At 45.5% G+C, this 21,109-nt stretch carries 5 protein-coding genes; all 5 read left to right on the top strand.

The window, feature by feature from the left end:
- Positions 1-650: 650 nt before the first annotated feature.
- On the top strand, positions 651-16,745 hold the full coding sequence (locus tag VRU48_RS06085; RefSeq protein WP_330107032.1) for a DUF7507 domain-containing protein: 16,095 nt from the start codon (positions 651-653) through the stop codon (positions 16,743-16,745).
- A 1-nt stretch (position 16,746) separates the two neighbouring features.
- Positions 16,747-17,727: a PorP/SprF family type IX secretion system membrane protein gene (locus VRU48_RS06080; protein WP_330107031.1), complete on the top strand. Its 981-nt coding sequence runs from the start codon at positions 16,747-16,749 to the stop codon at positions 17,725-17,727.
- Positions 17,728-17,731: 4 nt separating this feature from the next.
- A complete protein-coding gene (locus VRU48_RS06075) occupies positions 17,732-19,723 on the top strand; it encodes an OmpA family protein (protein ID WP_330107030.1) in 1,992 nt (663 codons plus the stop codon).
- Positions 19,724-19,767: 44 nt separating this feature from the next.
- Complete coding sequence (locus tag VRU48_RS06070; RefSeq protein ID WP_330107029.1) at positions 19,768-20,148, top strand: response regulator; 381 nt, start codon at positions 19,768-19,770, stop codon at positions 20,146-20,148.
- A gap of 161 nt (positions 20,149-20,309) precedes the next feature.
- Positions 20,310-20,744 carry a nuclear transport factor 2 family protein gene (locus VRU48_RS06065; RefSeq protein ID WP_330107028.1) on the top strand — a complete coding sequence of 145 codons (435 nt, stop codon included), beginning with the start codon at positions 20,310-20,312 and terminating at the stop codon, positions 20,742-20,744.
- Positions 20,745-21,109: the final 365 nt, after the last annotated feature.

Genomic DNA, 21,109 nt, shown 5'->3' with positions numbered 1-21,109 from the left:
TTATAAGTGTTTTTGGACTAATTAGCGAGGCCATGGTTGCTTATTTCCGCTAAATTTAGAGGATAAATTGGAACTAGGGTTTAAGTTGGTGGCTAATTTTTATGTATCATTTATGGGAGTTTTGGCGCGAGGTGCTTTTTTAGGGCTTTTGCTATTCCTCAACGCAAACGAATGTTGTTTTAAGAAATTAATGTTAACTCATTGTTAAATTCTGTCAGAATCATCAAGGTTGCTATGCTCCGAAGATTAGTTAATTATAATCTTATGATGATGATATTTGGGGAAATTTAGACTCTTAACCTGTTGATTTTTGGGTAGTTATTGTTCTTTTTTAGGAGCGCTGTTTCGTTTTGTGGAAAAGCGAATCAAGCTGTTATTTAAAACGGGTATTAATTTCTACAGTTTGTGGAATAGTAAAATTAAATCTGTGGAAATTAATCAACTGATTATTCGGCTGATTTTTTAGGCTAAACCCTGTGGAAACATTTCCGAATCTTAACAATGAGTTAAAATAATGTACTCTTGTCTGTACCAAGGCTGATTCTTTGGGTACTACTCCTTTCTGCTATAACCGTTCTGGCTCAGGTGGGCAATATGGCTTTTCTTTTGAATTAGTGCGTACGAATAACGTGACATTCTCCTACGCCATTATGATTAGAAATTTACCACTTTCCTTTACCAATCACCTAAAAAGGCAACTCTCTTTAGGCTTCTTGATATTGATGGCAATTATTGCCTTTTGTCTGCTACTGTCTAATCCAGTTCAGGCACAAACCTATAAAACACACTACATTGCACCTGCGCCATGGCAATATTGGAGCGATGCCAACGAGTTGGTGGTGACTACCAATACGGCTGGAACTACGGTTACCGTAAAGAAAAGCGATGGTACTTCGGTTATTACCTTAAATCCAACCCCTGGAAATCCAGCGGTTTATCGTTTTGTGGGCAGTCCGGTTGGCTTAAACAGAAATGCTTTGAATACCATACTTACCGGTGCAGGTTTGATCGTTTCGGGAAACAATCCTATTTCGGTTAACATCAGAAACGTAGCTTCCGATAATTTGGTCGGAGGAGCTGCATCAGACCAATATATCAAGGGAAATGCTTCGTTGTTCAGTTTTGGCGATGCCGCCATTGGTACTTCGTTTAGGGTAGGTTATTACAGAGATGGCGATTTAAACGGCGTAAGTACAACCACATCAACCAAAAGACCGGTTTATTCGGTTATGGCTATCAATGATGGTACTACGGTTAAACTAAACGGAACGGCAGTTACTACGTTAAATGCAGGGCAAAGCTATATTTTACAAGCTACTTTGGGTAGTTTGGTAGAAACTTCTGGTCCGGCAGTAATGAATACCGGTATCAACGTTGATGCACCCGGAGGTTGTGGCGACGGCGCATTTAACCCGGTGCCACCGGTTACTTCTTTAGGTGGCGAATACATTGTAGTGCGTGGTGCGGGAAACAACACAGCCGAACAAACCACCATTGTGGCCACCGAAGCCAATACCAGTGTTACGGTTTATAACTTCACTTCAACCGGGGTGTTGCAGTCGGCAAATACTTATAATTTAGTAGCTGCAGGTAGTTTTGTAACTTTTGCCAACGGTGTTGCAGGCTCTGGCTCGGGTTCGGGCCAAACTGGCGATCAAGGCTCGGGTTCTCGTATTGTGGCTACCAAAAACATCGTAGCTTATTCGGGTACGGCCAATAACTGTGAAGTTGACGTTGCTACGCTTGCACCGATTTCTACTTGTGGAGGATCGTTAAAAGCCGAAACCTATAAGTTTAGGGATTATGCAGGTGGCGATCTTTCTTATTTTGCCTACATCATTACCAAAAGCCCAACCGAGAAAGTTTATTTAACTACCACAGGTGGATCGCCTTCGTATACCAATGTTGATATTGAAACCCTATCAGGTACTCGCCGTCAGCTGGGCAGCTCTGGCGCTTATGTAATCGATTTTACCAACGCCAATATCGGGGCGCCAAATTCTTTTACCTTAACCAGTAATTCGAGATTGACAGTGGCTATGGTACAATCGGGTGGTGGTTTCTCGATGTCGAACTTCTTGTCGCCATTGCCGGAGCAGGCCTTAAAACCTACTTATACGCAATCTGATTGTGCTTCGGCTACTTTAACCGCCGATCCTGCTAGTTTGCCACCCTATCAATGGTATTTGGATGGCAACCCGATAAGCGGCGCAACCAGCAATACTTATGTGGCGGCTGTTTCAGGTTCATATACCGTAACTTCTAAACTGGATTGTGGCTACAGCGCGCAATCTATTCCTGTGGTATTGGCACTTTGTAACGTTGATTTATACGTTAACAAAACCGTCAGTAATCCTACACCGGCCGTTAATTCAACCGTGGTGTTTACCATCAAGGCTACCAACTCTAGCGTAGCTTCGGGTACCGTAACAGGTACGGGCAACGCGATAGGGGTTTCGGTAAACGATCTTTTGCCATCTGGTTATACCTATGTTTCGAGCAATCCAGCGCCTGGAACATCTTATAATTCAACTACCGGTTTGTGGTCTATTGGTGCGATGAATCCTGGACAGGAGTTGACATTGACTATTTCGGCAATTGTTAAAAGTACCGGAAGCTATACCAATACAGCCATTATTTCAGGTCCACAGGCCGATCCAATTCCTTCAAACAATACTTCATCAGTTACACCAACGCCAGTTTCTATTACCTTAACCAGTGCCAATGGTACCGATGCGCAATCTATTTGTAAAGGCAGTGCCATTACCAATATTACCTATAGCTTAAGTGGAAGCACCAATGGAACTGTTTCGGGCTTGCCTGCAGGGCTAACTGGAGTTTATGATGGAAGTGCAAAAACCTTTACCATTAGCGGTACGCCAACAGAGCCAGCAAGCGGTATACAGACTTTTACCTATACTGTAAATTCAATCAATGGTTCTACTACGGTTTCTACAACGGGAACCATTACCGTAAACAATGCGGTAGGAACGCCGGTATTTGCAGCTGGATCATCATCAACCCGTTGCCAGGCACCGGGTACCACTACTTATACGGCTACGGCCGCCAACAGTTCGAGCATCAGCTATTCGATTAGTCCATCGGCTGCTGGCGTCATCAATGCTTCTACCGGAACAGTTACCTGGTCGTCTACCTTTAACGGTACAGCTACCATTACGGCTACGGCCACAGGAGTTTGTGGTACTAAATCGGCTGACCATACGGTAACGGTAACTGCTACAGGCGTTATCACAGGTTCATCACCGGTTTGTTCGGGCACTACGGGTACGCTTACTTTGGGTAGCACTACGGCTAGCGTGGTACGTTGGGAAGCTTCGACAGATAATGGCAGTACTTGGTCTAACATCGCCAATACTACCAATACTTATACGTATACCAATATTCAGGCTACCACCATTTTTAGGGCAGTAGTGAGCGGTAATGGCTGTAGCAATGCTTATTCTACAACGGCAACCATTACGGTAACGCCAAAACCAGCGGTTAATAACCAAACTTATACCTTATGCCAAACCGGCAATTTTAATTTTGCCCCAATCGATGTACCAACAGGGACTACTTATACCTGGTCGGCACCAACGGTAACCGGAGGTACGGTAAGTGGAACTACAGCAGGAACCAATCAGAGTTCGGTTAACCAAACCTTAACCAATACTGGTACTACGGTAGCTACGGTAACTTATACGGTTACACCTACTTATTCGTCGTGTTCGGGCAGTTCATTTACCATTACAGTTACGGTTGTACCTACTTTAACGGCAAGTGCAACTAATCCGGCAGCTATTTGTACAGGTTCTTCGTTTAGCGTGAGTCCTACCAGCAATGTATCTGGTACCACTTATACTTGGACAGCGGCTTTACAAAGCGGAACAGCAACTGGATTTAGCAACCAATCAACCCCGGTAAGCTCGCCAATTAGTCAAACCTTAACTAATACAACAACTACCAATGCTGTAGTAAGATATACGGTAACCCCAATTTATAATGGTTGCAGTGGCAATACCTTTACTTTTGATGTAACTGTTAATGCGGTTATCGGAAACAATACCATTTCGGGCGCACAAACCATTTGTGCCGGAAGTACAGCTAGTTTAACTGGTGCAACACCAACTGGTGGCAACGGCACTTATACTTATTTGTGGCAACAAAGCACCAATGGCGGTACCAATTGGGCAGCTGCTACGGGCACAAACAACGGCCAGAATTATACCAGCGCTACTTTAAGCCAAACTACGCAATACCGTAGAATTGTGACTTCAGGGCCGTGTGCCTCGAACACCAGTGCGGCGGTTACGGTAACGGTTAATCCGGTAGCTACTTTGGTATTGACCAGCGGAACGGCAGATCAAACCATTTGCGCAGGAAGCAGCATCAGCGATATTGTTTATACTTATGGTGGTTCGGCAACTGGCGCAACGGTAACCGGCCTGTCAGCGACAAATTATACCATTAATACCACCAATAAAACAGTAACCATTAAAGGTGCGGTAGCGTCTACTTCTACCTATGTAATTGCTACTACCGGACAGGTAGCACCATGTAATCCGGTTAGCCTAAGCGGTACGATTACCGTAAGCCCTGCCGCAACTTTGGTGTTGACTAGTGGATCGGCCAATCAAGCCATTTGTGCAGGAGCCAGTGTTTCTTCGATTGTTTATACTTATGGTGGATCGGCAACAGGCGTAACGGTAACCGGCTTGCCAGCAACAAACTATACGATTAATACCACGAACCAAACCGTAACCATTAGCGGTGCAGTGGCTTCGACTTCAAATTATACCATTTCAACTACCGGACAAACAGCGCCATGTGCTGCGGTTTCGTTGAATGGTACCATTACGGTAAATCCGTTGCCAACAGCAACTCTAGGTGGAACCACAACGGTATGTCAGAATGCGACGGCTCCAAATGTAACCTTTACCGGTGCCAATGGAACTGCTCCTTACACTTTCACCTACAAAATTAATGGTGGTGCCGATTTGACTGTAACCACGACCAGTGGCAACAGCGTAACCGTAGCCCAACCGACAGGAACTGCCGGAACTTTTGCCTACACTTTGGTTAGCGTAAAAGATGCCAGTTCAACAACCTGTAGCAATGCTCAAAGTGGAACGGCGACCATTACGGTTAATCCGTTGCCAACGGCTAGTATTGCTGGTACAACAGCTGTTTGTCAGAATGCGGGAACACCAAGCGTAACCTTTACGGGTGCTAATGGAACCGCTCCTTATACCTTTACTTATAAAATTAACAATGGCAGCAACCTTACTGTTACCACCACCAGTGGCAGCAGTGTAACCGTAGCACAACCAACAGGAACTGCCGGAACATTTACCTATACTTTGGTGAGTGTAAAAGATGCCAGTTCAACAACCTGTACCAATGCACAAAGCGGAACTGCAACTATTACGATTAATCCATTGCCAACGGCAAGTATCGGCGGAACTGCAACGGTATGTCAGAATGCAACAGCTCCTAACGTAACCTTTACTGGTGCCAACGGAACTGCTCCTTATACCTTCACTTACAAAGTGAATGGCGGTGCCGATCTGACTGTTACCACCGCCAGTGGCAACAGTGTTACCGTAGCACAGCCAACAGGAACTGCTGGAACTTTTGCCTACACTTTGGTGAGTGTAAAAGATGCCAGCGCTACTACTTGTACCAATGCGCAAAATGGTACGGCTACAATTACCGTAAACTCAACGCCTAAAGGATTTAATGATGCCGTTACGCTAAATTGTACTGGCGCATTGGCTTATAACCTACAAGCCAACGTTAACAATACGGCTAATGGAGGTAACTCGGTAGCTTCTTCGTTTGCTTGGACCGTAAGCTCAAACCCTAATGTAATTGGTGAGACAGCTGGTTCAGGAAATTCGATCAACCAAACTTTATATAATACGAGTACAACGGTTCAAACGGTAACGTATACAGTTACACCAACTGCCTCCGGTGCGGGTACTTGTGCGGGCAGTACCTTTACGGTTACGGTAACTGTACCGGTTTGTTCTTCGATCTCCATCACCAAAACTGCAAATACCAGTTCGGTAACTGTGGCTGGTACGGTAATTAATTATACCATCACGGTAGTGAATACCGGCAATGCCAATCAGACTAATGTCGTTGTTAGTGATCCGTTATTGGGTGGTGCTTTAGGTTCGCCTGTTAAAACCGGTGGTAACCAGGATGCTATCTTGGAAAAAGGCGAAACCTGGACTTATTCAGGCAGCTACACCGTAACCCAAACAGATTTGAATAACAATGGTAATCCAACAGCCAATGGCAAAATTACCAATACGGCAACAGTTAAAACAACCGAAATCCCTGCAGGCCAAAGCGCAACTGCTGAGGCATCCTTAAACTTAAATGCAGCCATTAGCTTGGTTAAAACCGGTGCACTTAATCTTTCGGGCAACACCATTACCTATAATTTTACAGTTAAAAACGAAGGTAACGTTACGCTCAATAACTTAAGCATTGTTGATAGCAAGGTTACCGGTCCGATTACCGTTACACCATCAACCTTGGCACCAGGTGCCACTGCCACCGCTACGGCAACCTATACCATTTCGAATACAGAAAAGGTAGGAGGTAGCGTAAGCAATAGTGCAACAGTTACAGGTAAAGATCCTCAGAACAACAATGTAACCGATATTTCGGGTACGGCCACCAATAACAACACGCCAACCGTTACGCCAACTGGTGTATATGCCGCAGATGATTCGGGCTCGGTTAATGCGGTAACTGGCGGACCTGCAGTAAACAATGTATTGGTTAACGATAAACTAAATGGTAATCCTGCTACTTTAAGTAATGTAACCTTGACTTTGGTTTCGACCAGTAGCCCTAAGGTAATGTTGGATGAAGCTTCAGGAAAGGTTATTGTAGCTCCAAATACGCCGGTAGGTACTTACACCTTGGTTTATCAGATTGAAGATATTGCAAATCCGGGAAATGTGAAGACAGCTACCGTTACCGTCAATGTGGTAAACGGCGACCTGATTGCCGCTAACGATAGTGGCACAGCCAATGCGGTAACTGGCGGTACTGCAATTTCGAATATCTTGGCAAACGACCTTTATAATACTTCTTTGCCGGCTACAACTTCGAATGTAACCATTGCCGAAGTACCTGGAAGCAACACCAGCGCTGGTAAAGTAACCTTGAACCCAGCCGATGGCTCGGTAAATGTAGCGCAAAATACGCCGGCTGGTACTTATTACATCGATTATACCATTACCGATAAACTCGATAACAGCAAAACCTCTACAGCACGTATAGAAGTAGTGGTGGGAACTGGCGCATTGGCCGCAATAGATGATTCAGGAAGTGCAAATTCGGTAAGCGGTGGTACAGCAATTAGCAACATTTTAACCAACGATACTTACAACGGTGGTAGTGCAGCAAGTTTTAACAATGTAACCATTACCGAAGTGGCAGGCAGCAATACCAGTGGCGGCAAAGTAACCCTGAATACCGCTACTGGGGAAGTGAAAGTAGCACAAAATACCCCTGCTGGCGTATATAAAATTGATTATACCATTACCGATAAGCTCGATAACAGCAAAGTTTCTACGGCAACCATTACCGTAACTGTTGCATCTGGTGCCATAGTAGCGACTAATGATTCGGGTACTGCCAATACGGTAACCGGAGGTGTTGCCATTGCCAACGTATTGAACAATGATACCTACAATGGTGGCAGTACAGCCAGCCTAAGCAATGTAACGCTAACCGAAGTAGTGGGTAGCAACAATAGTGGCGGCAAGGTAACCTTAAATACAGCTGATGGATCGGTAAATGTAGCACAAAATACTCCTGCTGGTGTTTATACCATCGATTATAAGATTACGGATAAACTCGATAATAGCAAAACCTCTACTGCTACCATTACGGTAACCGTAGGTGCAGGTGCATTAACAGCTACCAATGATTCGGGAACTTCAAATACGGTAGATGGCGGTGTTGCCATTGCCAACATTTTGGCTAACGACAAATACAATGGTACTGCTACTGCCCCAGGTTTGGCCAATGTAACCATTACCGAAGTAGCAGGAAGCAATACCAGCGCAGGTAAGGTAACCCTAAATGCGGCTGACGGTTCGGTAAACGTAGCACCAAATACACCGGCTGGTGTTTATACCATCGATTATAAGATTACTGATAAACTTGACAACAGCAAAACTTCTACAGCTACCATTACCGTTACCGTGGCTTCGGGCACATTGGTGGCTACTAATGATAATGGCACAGCCAATACGGTTACGGGCGGTACAGCAGTTGCCAATGTGTTGGCTAACGACAAGTACAATGGTACTTCGAATGCGCCAACTTTAACCAATGTTACCCTGGCCGAAGTACCTGGCAGCAATACTAGTGCAGGCAAAGTAACCCTGAATATTGCCGATGGTTCGGTAAAAGTAGCACCAAACACCCCGGCAGGTACTTATACCTTAAATTATACGATTACCGATAAACTCGATAACAGCAAAACCTCAACTGCAACAGTAACCGTAGTGGTAGGAGCTGGCGCCATAGTAGCGACTAACGATTCGGGCACGGCCAATACCGTAACCGGCGGTACCGCGATTGAAAATGTATTGGCCAACGATACTTATAATGGTGGCGTTGCGGCAAGCTTAACCAACGTAACCTTAGCCGAAGTGGCTGGCACTAATACCAGTGCAGGCAAGGTAACGCTAAATATTGCCGATGGTTCGGTCAATGTAGCACCAAACACGCCAGCGGGTGTTTATACATTCGATTATAAGATCACCGATAAACTCGACAACAGCAAAACTTCAACGGCCACCGTTACAGTAACTGTAGGTGCAGGCACATTAACAGCAAACAACGATGCTGGTACGGCTAATACCGTTACAGGTGGAGTAGCAGTTGCCAACGTATTGGCCAACGATAAATACAATGGTACAGCATTAGCGCCAACTTTAACCAATGTAACTTTGGCCGAAGTGGCCGGTACCAATACCAGTGCAGGTAAAATAACCCTAAATACGGCCGATGGCTCGGTAAACGTAGCCGCAAACACTCCAGCTGGAGTTTATACACTCGATTACAAAATCACCGACAAGCTCGACAACAGCAAAACCTCAACCGCTACCGTTACCATCACTGTAGCTTCGGGTGCCTTGGTGGCCACAAACGATAATGGCAGCGCCAATAGCGTAACCGGCGGTACGCCAATTGCCAATGTTTTAGCCAACGACAAATACAATGGTACTTCAACTGCGCCGGGTTTAACCGATGTAACCCTGGCCGAAGTAGCAGGCAGCAATACCAGCGCAGGCAAAATAACCCTGAATACGGCCGATGGCTCGGTAAAAGTAGCGCCAAATACGCCAGCAGGTGTTTATACTTTCGACTACAAAATCACCGATAAGCTCGACAACAGCAAAACCTCAACCGCTACCGTTACCATTACTGTAGCTTCGGGTGCATTGGTGGCCACAAATGATAATGGCACAGCCAACAGCGTAACCGGTGGTACTGCAGTAGGTAATGTGCTTAGTAACGACAAATACAATGGTACTTCATCGGCACCAACTTTAGCCAATGTAACTTTGGCCGAAGTAGCGGGTACCAATACCAGTGGAGGCAAAGTAACGCTAAATACGGCCGATGGCTCGGTAAAAGTAGCGCCAAATACGCCAGCAGGTGTTTATACTTTCGACTACAAAATCACCGATAAGCTCGACAACAGCAAAACCTCAACCGCTACCGTTACCATTACAGTAGCTTCGGGTGCATTGGTGGCCACAAACGATAATGGCACAGCCAACAGCGTAACCGGTGGTACTGCAGTAGGTAATGTGCTTAGTAACGACAAATACAATGGTACTTCATCAGCACCAACTTTAACCAATGTAACTTTGGCCGAGGTAGCCGGTAGCAATACCAGTGGGGGCAAAGTAACCCTGAATACTGCCGACGGTTCGGTAAAAGTAGCGCCAAATACGCCAGCAGGTACTTATACCTTAGATTACATCATTACCGATAAACTCGATAACAGCAAAACCTCAACGGCTACCGTTACGGTAACTGTGTCGTCAGGTGCTATTTTGGCATCGAATGATTCGGGTACCTCAAACTCGGTAAATGGTGGTACGGCAATTGCCAATATCCTAAGCAACGATACCTACAACGGAGGCGTGGCTGCAGGAATAAGCAATGTAACCATTACCGAGGTTCCGGCCAGCAACACCAGTGGGGGCAAAGTAACCTTAAATACGGCTACAGGTGAAGTTACCGTAGCTCAGAATACGCCTGCAGGTGTATACACCATCGACTATACCATCACCGATAAGTTGGATAACAGCAAAACCTCAACAGCCCGCATTACGGTAACTGTTGCCTCAGGTGCTGTTTTTGCAGCCAACGATGCCGGTACAGCCAATACGGTTAATGGTGGTTTGGCTATTGCCGATATCTTAGCCAATGATACCTATAACGGCGGTGCAAGTGCCAGCTTGAGCAATGTAACCATTACAGAAGTTCCGGCCAGCAACACCAGTGGAGGCAAAGTAACCTTAGATACAACTACTGGCGAAGTAATGGTAGCTCAGCATACGCCTGCAGGAACTTATCTTATCGATTATACCATTACCGATAAGCTTGACAACAGCAAAACTTCAACAGCACGTATTTCTGTCATCGTTGCCTCGGCAAGCATTGCGGCAACCAACGATGCCGGTAGCATTAATGGCTTCAATGGCGGTACAGTAGTCAATAATGTATTGGCCAACGATACCTACAATGGCGGTATACAGGCTACTTTAACCAATGTTAATCTTTCGCAGGTTTCGACCACCAACAGCAATGTAACACTCGATGCAACTAATGGTCACGTAAATGTTGCTCCTGGAACACCAGCCGGTACTTATATGCTTGTTTATGAAATTGTAGACAAGTTAGATCCGATGCAGGTAAAACAAGCTACGGTAACCGTTACCGTAACGGCACCAGTAATGGTGGCCTTAAATGATGCAGGCGCAATTAACGGAGTTACCGGCGGAGCCGCTGTTGCTAATGTATTGATTAACGACAGATACAATGGCAATCCGGCTACCTTAACCAATGTAACGCTGTCGCAGATATCTTCAACTAGTCCTAACGTAACTTTAGATCCAGCAACGGGCAAGGTAAATGTAGCTCCGGGAACTCCAGAAGCCGTTTATACCTTGGTTTATCAAATAACCGACAAATTAAATCCTACGCTAACCAAACAAGCCACAGTAACCATCAACGTAAGTGCAGCGCCAATGATCGCTTCTGACGATGAAGGCTCGGTAAACGGTTTGGTAGGCGGTACGGCAGTTGACAATGTATTGGCCAACGACAACTATAATGGCCATATACCTACCTTAACAGAAGTTAACCTTACCCAGGTTTCGAGCACCAGCCCTAATGTAACCCTAGATGTGACTTCTGGTAAAGTAAATGTGGCTCCAAATACGCCTGCAGGTACTTATACCTTGGTTTATCAAATTGAAGACAAATTAAATCCTGGTCAAACCAAACAGGCTACAGTAACCATTACTGTCGATCCTCCGGCATTGGCCGCTTCTAACGATAGCGGTTCGGTAAACGGCTTGCCAGGTGGCGTTGCAGTAGCCAATGTATTGTTGAACGATACTTATAACGGCGCAACGGCAACAGTTGGTAATGTAACCATCACACAGGTTTCTACCACCAGCCCTAAGGTAACCATCGACCCGGCCAATGGCTCGGTTAATGTAGCCGGCAATACGCCAGCAGGTGTTTACACCTTGGTTTACCAAATAGAAGATAAATTAAATCCAGGCTTGACCAAACAAGCCACCGTAACAGTTACCGTAACCGCTCCGGCATTGAATGCCTTAAACAACAGTGGTTCAGTAAATGGACTAGTTGGTGGAACAGCCGTAAACAATGTATTGAATAACGATTCTTACAATGGTGGTCCGGCAACTTTGACTAATGTAAACCTTACCCAGGTTTCAACCAATAATCCAAATGTTACCTTAGATGTAACTTCAGGCAAAGTAAATGTAGCGCCAAATACGCCAGTTGGAAACTATGTCTTGGTTTATCAGATCGAAGACAAGTTAAATCCGGGTCAGACCAAGCAAGCTCAGGTTTTGGTTACCGTTACTGCGCCACCGATGGTTGCTTTAGACAACAGCGGTTCTATAAACGGTTTAACTGGTGGTGCCGCTATTCCAGATGTGTTGAACAACGATACCTACAACGGTGTTACAGCCACTTTGACCATGGTTAACCTCAGTCAGGTTTCGACCACCAACTCTAACGTTACCCTCGATCCGGCTACAGGCAATGTAAATGTAGCGCCAAATACAGCTGCGGGAACTTATACCGTAGTTTACCAGATTGAAGATAAATTGAACCCAGGCTTAACCAAGCAAGCATCGGCCATTGTAACCGTAACGGCGCCGTCGTTGCTGGCTACTAACGATAGCGGTTCTGTAAACGGCTTAACCGGCGGTACGGCAGTTAACACCGTGCTTTGGAACGATGCCTATAATGGTAATCCAGCAAGGCCATCAGATGTAACCATTACCCAGATTTCGACCAACAACCCTAACGTAAGCTTAGATGTAGCTAATGGCGAGGTAAACGTAGCACCAAACACGCCAGCCGGAATTTATACCTTGGTTTATCAAATCGAGGATAAATTAAATCCTGGCCAAACCAAACAAGCTACGGTAACCATTACGGTAAATGCACCAATTATGGTAGCCACCGGCGATAGTGGTTCGGTAAATGGCCTGACTGGCGGTACCGCAGTAAACAATGTATTGTGGAATGATACCTACAATGGCGACCCGGCAACTTTGACCGACGTTAACCTAACGCAGGTGTCAACCAGCAACCCTAACGTAAGCTTAGATGTAGCTAACGGCGAGGTAAAAGTAGCGCCAAATACGCCAGCCGGAACTTATACTTTGGTTTACCAAATCGAGGATAAATTAAATCCTGGCCAAACCAAACAAGCAACGGTAACCATTACGGTAAATGCACCGGCTATGGTGGCCAACAACGATGGCGGTACAATAAACGGTCTAACAGGTGGCACCGTGGTAGACAATGTATTGGTTAACGATACCTACAACGGCAATCCGGCAACCTTAGCTGATGTGAACCTAACGCAGGTATCAACCAGCAATCCGAATGTAACTTTAGATGTAACCACAGGCAAAGTAAAAGTAGCGCCGAACACGCCTGCCGGAACCTATACCGTGGTTTACCAAATCGAAGATAAATTGAACCCAGGCCAAACCAAGCAAGCCACCATCACCGTAGTGGTAGATGCGCCGGCAATGATGGCCAACGACGACAGCGGCAACATTAACGGATTGACTGGCGGCATGGCTATTAACAACGTATTGGTTAACGATACTTACAATGGCAATCCGGCAACTTTGACTGATGTGAACCTGACACAGGTATCAACCAGCAATCCTAATGTAACTTTAGATCCAGCAACGGGCAAAGTAAAGGTAGCACCAAATACCCCTGCTGGAACCTATACTGTAGTTTACCAAATCGAGGATAAATTGAACCCCGGCCAAACCAAGCAGGCCACGGCAACCATTACCGTAAACGCACCAGCCATGGTAGCCAGCAACGATAACGGTACAGCCAACGGCTTAACCGGCGGTACTGCAGTAACCAATGTATTGGCTAACGATACCTACAACGGCAATCCGGCAACTTTGGCTAATGTAACCCTAACGCAGGTATCAACCAGCAATCCTAATGTAACCCTAGATCCAACAACAGGAGCGGTTAACGTAGCACCAAATACACCAGTGGGTACCTATACCATCGTTTATCAGATTGAAGATAAATTGAACCCTGGCCAAACCAAGCAAGCCACAGTAACCATTACGGTAACTACGGGTGCTATTGCGGCTTCGCCAGATAACGGTACTGCCAACGGATTTACCGGAGGAGTTGCGGTAACCAATATCTTGATTAACGATACCTACAATGATGGCGCAACTGCGACTACAGGTACGGTTAATATTGTACAGCTTTCAACCAGCAATCCGAAAATAAATATTGACCCGGCAACAGGTATGGTTAATGTGGCAGCCGGTACATTGCCTGGAAGCTATACGCTACATTATGAAATTACCGATAAGCTGGATGCCAGCAAAAAAGCCAATACTACCGTAATTGTAGATGTGCCAAATTGGGTAACAGACCTGTCGATTACCAAAATAGCCAACAAGGCAGGGGTAGAACCTAACGAAAGCATCAGTTATTTGCTGACCATCAAAAATATGGGTCCGGCAACATTATTGGCTGGTAAGGTAATCGGATTAACCGAGAACTTGCCTGCAGGCCTAGAAAATATAACTTACAGCACAACAGGTGGTTCTTACGATGCGGCCGGTCATACCTTTACCATCGGTACCGATTTGTTGGCCAATCAAACGGTAACTGTAACCTTAACCGGTACCATTGCACCAAACTTTGCCCAAGCTAACATTGTAAACTCGGCAAGCGTTGATGTGGCATCGGGTACAACAGATCCAGATCCGAGCAACAACACGGCTACTTCTACGTCCACCATTCTAAAAGGCGGGGTAACCTTGGTTAAAACGGCGGTAATCAGTGCCGATAGAAATCAGGTTACCTATACTTTCACCATGACCAATACCGGTAGCGTGCCCTTGAGCAATGTATTGTTGAACGATCCAAAATTAGGCCTCAACAAGATTATCCCAGGTACTTTGGCGGTAGGTGCAAGCGTGGTACAAACCGAAGTTTATACGTTAACGCAAGCCGATAAAGACTTGGGTTCTGTAACCAATACGGCTACCGTAACTACTAAATCGCCGGCAGGCAATACCATCACCGATATTTCTGGAACTGATGGCACCAACAACACCCCAACGGTAACTACAATTGCCGGTACGGCGGCCATGACTTTCACCAAGGTGGCCAACAACACCGTAAGCAAGGCAGGAGATGTCATCAACTACACCTTGGTAGTTAAAAATACAGGATCCCTTACCTTAAGCAATATAACGGTTGTTGATGCCGGAGCAGATGCCGGAAGCATTACGCCAGCTGTCATTGCCTCGATTTTGCCAGGCGAAACAGCTACGTTAACGGCCAAACATACCGTAACGCAGGCCGAAGTAAATGCCGGAAGCTTTAGCAACCAGGCCAGTGCAACAGCCAAAGATCCGCAAAACAATAGCGTGAACAAGGTTTCCGACGATCCGAATACACCGGCTGCCAACGATCCTACCGTAGTAAAAATTGGTGCAGTGCCATCAATGACCTTAACCAAGGTAGCCAACAATTCGGGTATCAAGGCAGGTGATGTCATCAACTATACCTTGGTGGTTAAAAATACAGGGAACGTAACCCTGACCAATGTGGTAGTAGCCGATGCCGGCGCCGATGCAGGCAGCATTTTGCCAGCAAGCATTGCTTCGATATTGCCTGGTGCTTCGGTTACCGTAACTGCTAAACACACCCTAACACAGGCAGAGATTAATGTGGGTACTTTCAGCAACCAAGCTAGTGTTACCGGAAAAGATCCAGCGAATAATACCGTTTCAAAACCTAAGTCGGATGATCCGAATACGCCTGAACCAGATGATCCAACGGTAGTGGTATTAACGCCTAATGCCAACTTGGTTACGGTAAAAACGTTGAAAAACACAGCGCAAACCTCTTATATTCCTGGCGAGGAAGTACCTTTCCTCATTACCATAACCAACAACGGTCCAAGTGCGGCCAGCAATGTAAAAGTGGTTGATTATGCCCCTGCAGGTACAACCATTAGCAGATGGAAAGCAACAGCTACAGGCTTTACCTTAGCCAACACTAGTGGCACAGGCAACTTAGACCAAACCATTACCCTGATGCCTAATGGCGCACAAGTGGTTTTCGAAGTAACCGTAAAAACAGATAATGGTTCATCAAGCCCAAGCTTGGCGATGCAACCTTTGTCTAACACCGTGAAAGTAACAACGGCTACGCCTGACCTGACAACAGCAGGCGATGTACCGACAACTACGCCAATTCCGGCAACGATCATGAACGATCTGTCGATTACCAAAACGTCAGACCACAATACGCCGACTGGAACAGATACGCCGTTCGACTACACCATTACCGTTAAAAACAACGGCTTCTTTACGGCAAGTAGCGTGGTGGTTACCGATGTGTTGCCAGCTGGCTTAAGCTATGTGTCAAACCAAGCTACAGCAGGCATGGCCAGCTTCAGCAACGGTACGGCTACCTTAACCTGGAACATCAATACATTGGCTGCGGGTGCAACGGCAACGCTTACTTTAAAAGTAAAAGCAAACATAGGAGGTGTCATCAGCAATACCGCTAGTGTAAAAGCTTTAGAAGGCGATCCGAATACGGCAAATAATACCGCAACCGATCTTAAGGAAATTTTCGTACTCAACACCAAACCAAATGTAATTACGCCAAACGGCGATGGTAAGAACGACACCTTCGTTATCGATGGCTTGGAGCTTTATCCAGAAAACAATCTCAGCATCTTTAACCGTTGGGGCAACGAGGTTTTCCATAGCAATGGTGGCTACAAAAACGATTGGAATGGCAACGGACTAAAAGAAGGTACCTATTACTATTTGCTCAAAGTAAAAGATTCAAAAGGTAATTGGTCAGTATCAAAAGGTTACATCACATTATTAAGAAATAACTAAGATGATAAAGAAAGTTCTTCTCCTATTCGCATTGTTGATGGCTGCCTTAGTGGGTAGGGCACAACAAGATGCACAATATAGCCAGTACATGTTCAATGGCGTGTACATCAATCCTGCCTATGCAGGCTATAAAGAGCAACTGAACATCCATAGTTTTTACAGAAACCAATGGACAGGCATTACCGGATCGCCAAAAAGCATGTCGCTGGCTGTTGATGCCATTGCCAACCAGGGCAATGTAGGCTTGGCTTTTCAGGTATCGAGCGATAAGCTGGGTGCCGAGAGCAACGTATCGGCCTATGCCAGTTATGCCTACAGGTTAAGGGTAGGGCAGTCGGAAGATTCGCGCCTGGCATTTGGCTTGGGCGTTGGTGTGATACAACAAGGTCTTGACGGCACAAAACTGAATGCCCGAGATGCAGGCGACAACTACATTCCGGTAAACAACCAGAACGTAATTGCACCCGATGCCCGTGCCGGCGTATTTTACTCTGACGACAGGTTTTATGCCGGTTTCTCAGTCGATAACCTCATTGCACAATACATCATCAACAAGAAAAACCTGAGTGTTTATTTCCAGACACCCAAAGCACACTACTACCTTACCGCTGGCATGTTGTTGCCCATTAACGAAGAAGTGCAACTTAAACCCTCATTCCTGTTAAAAGACGATCGTGGCGGTCCAACCAGTTTGGATTTGAATGCTTTTGTGCTTTTTGGCAACAGATTTTGGGTGGGTGGCAGCTACCGTACGGCCGTAAAGCTCTACAACAAAAGCTACCTGCAAAACGATTTGCAGAAAACCAACTCCATTGTTGGTATGGTCGATTTTTACGTAACCCCAACCATCCGTGTGGGCTATGCCTATGACCAGTCGATCAGCAAGCTGGCCGGTTATAGTGGCGGTTCGCACGAAATCTCGATAGGCGTAACCATCAGGCCAAAAGAAATCATAAGAATGCTCACTCCAAGATATTTCTAAACAAATGCGACTCAAAAAGAACAATAAAAAACACCGAATGATGCACAAAGGCAAATGGTTGTTGCTAGGCTTGTTGGCCATGGGCCTTCAAACCAAGGCACAGTATGTTTTGCTCAAGGCCGATGAAGAATTCAGGCTTTTCCATTACAGTACAGCCATTGGTTTGTATACCGAGGCTTACCAGAAAAAACCAACTACGCATGCCATCGAGCGTTTGGCCGCCTGCTACCGGTTAACCAAAGACTATCCGCAGGCCGAAAGTTGGTACGCCATGTTGGTTAAGGAAAAAGGAGCAAAACCCGAAGCCTTTTTGTACTACGGCGATGCCTTGCGCAACAATTCTAAATATGCAGAAGCAAAAATACAGTACCAAAAATACGGCGAACTGAATAGGGATTTGCCGGCTACGCAAAAGAGCATGCTCGTTTTGTCGTGCGACTCGGCTTTGAGCTGGATGAAAAGTCCCAAAAGCTTGGTGCTTAACAACGAAAAGAACATCAATAGTGTGAGTGAGGATTGGGGAGCAGTAACTTATCAGGGCGGCATTGTTTTTACATCCGACAGAAGAAATGCATTGGTGCAGGAAGAAGTGAAGAAGAATAGGCCATTTCTGAAATTTGATGAAGCGAACATTGCGCCTGATAAGGTTACTTATGGCTGGACCGGGAACAATTACCTGCGTCTTTATTTCCAAAAAGGAACAGATAGCGCAACGCTTTTTCCGTTTAACGCCGGGTCTGAATACCATGTGGGTGCGGCTACTTTTACCGCCGATGGCAACGAAATGTATTTTACGCTGACTCGCATTCCAGAACTCATCGAACGCGAAAAAGGCGTGCCTAAAACCGTAAGGGTCGAAATTTACTCGAGTAAAAAAGACGCCAATGGCAAGTGGGGCACCGTGCAACCTTTCAAATACAACAACGTAAACGAATATTCGGTGGGCGATCCGTTCATCAGCAAAGACGGCAGCGCACTTTATTTTGTTTCCGATATGCCTGGTGGCAAAGGCCTTACCGATATCTATGTTTGTTTCAGAACCGAAGGCGGTGGCTGGGGCAAGGCCATCAACCTCGAAGAAATCAATACCGAAGGCTCAGAGCGCAGCCCTTTTTTTGATGAGGACAGCAATTTCTATTTCTCTACCGATGGCCGTGTAGGCATGGGAGGCTTGGATGTGTTTAAGGCAGCCAAAAGAGGCAACGGATTGGCCGAACCTAAAAATATGGGCTATCCGCTCAACTCGCCACAAGATGATTTTGCCTTTTTCCTCACCAGCAAAAAAGAAGGCTTGTTGTCGTCAGATCGCGTAGGAGGGAAAGGCAGCGACGATATCTACAGCTTCATCCTGAATCCGAACCTCAGCTTTAAGCTGGAAGGCGTGGCGCTCGACAAGCAAACAGGATTGCCCTTGCCAGGCGTAATTGTAAGCCTGAGCAAAGCCGATGGTACCATCATCAGTGCCCAAACCGACGAGCAGGGCCGTTACAAATTCAACCTCGAAGAAAATACCGAATACTTTATCAAAGGTACCAAAACCGATTTCCGCAATGCCGAAACCGAAACCATCAGCAATGTGGGCATCGAGAAATCGGCCGTGTTCAAAAAGAACATCTACCTCGATCCGATCGAGCTTTTCAAAGAAATCAAACTCGAAAACATCTACTATGATTTCGACAAGAGCGATATCCGGAAAGATGCGGCCATCGAATTGGATAAACTTGTAAAAATCATGAAGGAAAATCCAACCATCTGGATCGAATTGGGTTCGCATACCGACAGTAGAGGCAACGATAAATACAATTTGAAGCTATCGCAGGCCAGGGCCGATGCTGCCGTGAACTATATCATTAGCCGTGGCATAGACAAGGTAAGGATCAAAGCCAAAGGCTACGGCGAAACAAGATTGCTCAACAAATGCGCCAATGGTGTAGAGTGTACCGAAGAACAGCATCAATTGAACCGCAGAACAGAATTTACCATTGTCAAACAATAAATAGAAAATTAAACAGGAGTTAAAATATAAGCAAAATGCAGCTAATGAACAGAATAATGATTGTGGACGATAATCCAATCGACCAAATGATAACAGCCCAAGTATTGCGGACCAGCTATGATGAAGTAGAGATTATGGTGATGGAAAGCGTACAGTTGGCCATTGAATACCTGAATTCGAACCAGGGAAACCTGAAGGCAATTCCATCACTTATCCTTTTGGATTTGGATATGCCAGAACTGAATGGCTTCGATTTCTTAAGCCACTTTAACAACTATCCGCATGCCGTTAAAAACGCCTGCCGGATCGTGGTACTTACCGCTTCTGAAGTAACCAACGATATCGAACAGATGGAAGCAGATCCAAACGTATCGAGGCTCATTACTAAACCGCTCAACAAAAATGCACTGATGCCTGTAATCTAACTTTCGTATTTAAATGCTCATATTTTATCTCCTAAGCCTCTTATTCGATGAAGAGGCTTTTTTAGGTTTATGGCTTTTGAATTAATTGCGAGCTTAACTTGTTTAAGTTGATACCGCTTGCTATTTTAGCCTTTGTCTTATATTTTGAAAACATTCCTCACATGAAAAAAGTAGCTGTATTTATCTTCGTATTAACCATCCATTTTGCTGTAAATGCCCAAACCGTTGCCGAAAAAGGCGTATTGGCCACCGTCGAAAAAATGAGGCTGGCCATGATCAGTGGCGACAGAAAAGCATTGGAACAAATTGCCGCAACCGATTTGAGCTATGGCCATTCGAGTGGAAAACTGGAAGATAAGGCCACTTTTGTAGAAACCATTGCCAGTGGCAAATCCGATTTTGTAGAAATAACCCTCAGCAACCAAACTGTAAAAGTAACAGGCAATACCGCCTTGGTACGTCATCAGCTCGATGCCAAAACCAACGATGGAGGCAAACCCGGCGAAGTGCATTTGGGTATTCTGCTGGTTTGGCAAAAACAAGGCAAAGAATGGAAACTTTTGGGCAGGCAGGCTTATAAATTGCCACAGCCTTAGTTGGTAGTCAATAGTCCATAGTTGGTGGTACACTTTCTATGGCATTAATTTTTCAAGGCTCGAGATATACACTTGCGAAGTTTTCAAAAACTTCGTATGTGTTGTTCGCAAAAGTTAGTCGGGAAATGCTTTCCTGACTGGTTTACCTGCGGATTTGCAATCTGCCAAGAGTAAAAGGATTATAAATCCTAAGCTATGGAGGTCGAGATGGCACATCCCGACCAGCTTATGGGTTTCCGATTATCTTTTAAGCGTTATGGACTTAGCTTTTGATTTGGCTCGAGATATACACTTGCGAAGTTTTCAAAACTTCGCAAGTGTTGTTCGCAAAAGTTAGTCAGGAAATGCTTTCCTGACTGGTTTAC

The sequence above is a fragment of the Pedobacter albus genome, assembly GCF_036324255.1.
Lineage (GTDB): Bacteria > Bacteroidota > Bacteroidia > Sphingobacteriales > Sphingobacteriaceae > Pedobacter > Pedobacter albus.
This window is presented reverse-complemented; position numbering and strand designations above follow the sequence as displayed.

What these genes read in the sequence shown, in the direction of transcription:
- VRU48_RS06085 (WP_330107032.1), top strand. Translation starts at nt 651, where the DNA reads ATGATTAGAAATTTACCACTTTCCTTTACCAATCACCTAAAAAGGCAA.
- VRU48_RS06075 (WP_330107030.1), top strand. Translation starts at nt 17,732, where the DNA reads ATGCGACTCAAAAAGAACAATAAAAAACACCGAATGATGCACAAAGGC.
- VRU48_RS06080 (WP_330107031.1), top strand. Translation starts at nt 16,747, where the DNA reads ATGATAAAGAAAGTTCTTCTCCTATTCGCATTGTTGATGGCTGCCTTA.
- VRU48_RS06065 (WP_330107028.1), top strand. Translation starts at nt 20,310, where the DNA reads ATGAAAAAAGTAGCTGTATTTATCTTCGTATTAACCATCCATTTTGCT.
- VRU48_RS06070 (WP_330107029.1), top strand. Translation starts at nt 19,768, where the DNA reads ATGAACAGAATAATGATTGTGGACGATAATCCAATCGACCAAATGATA.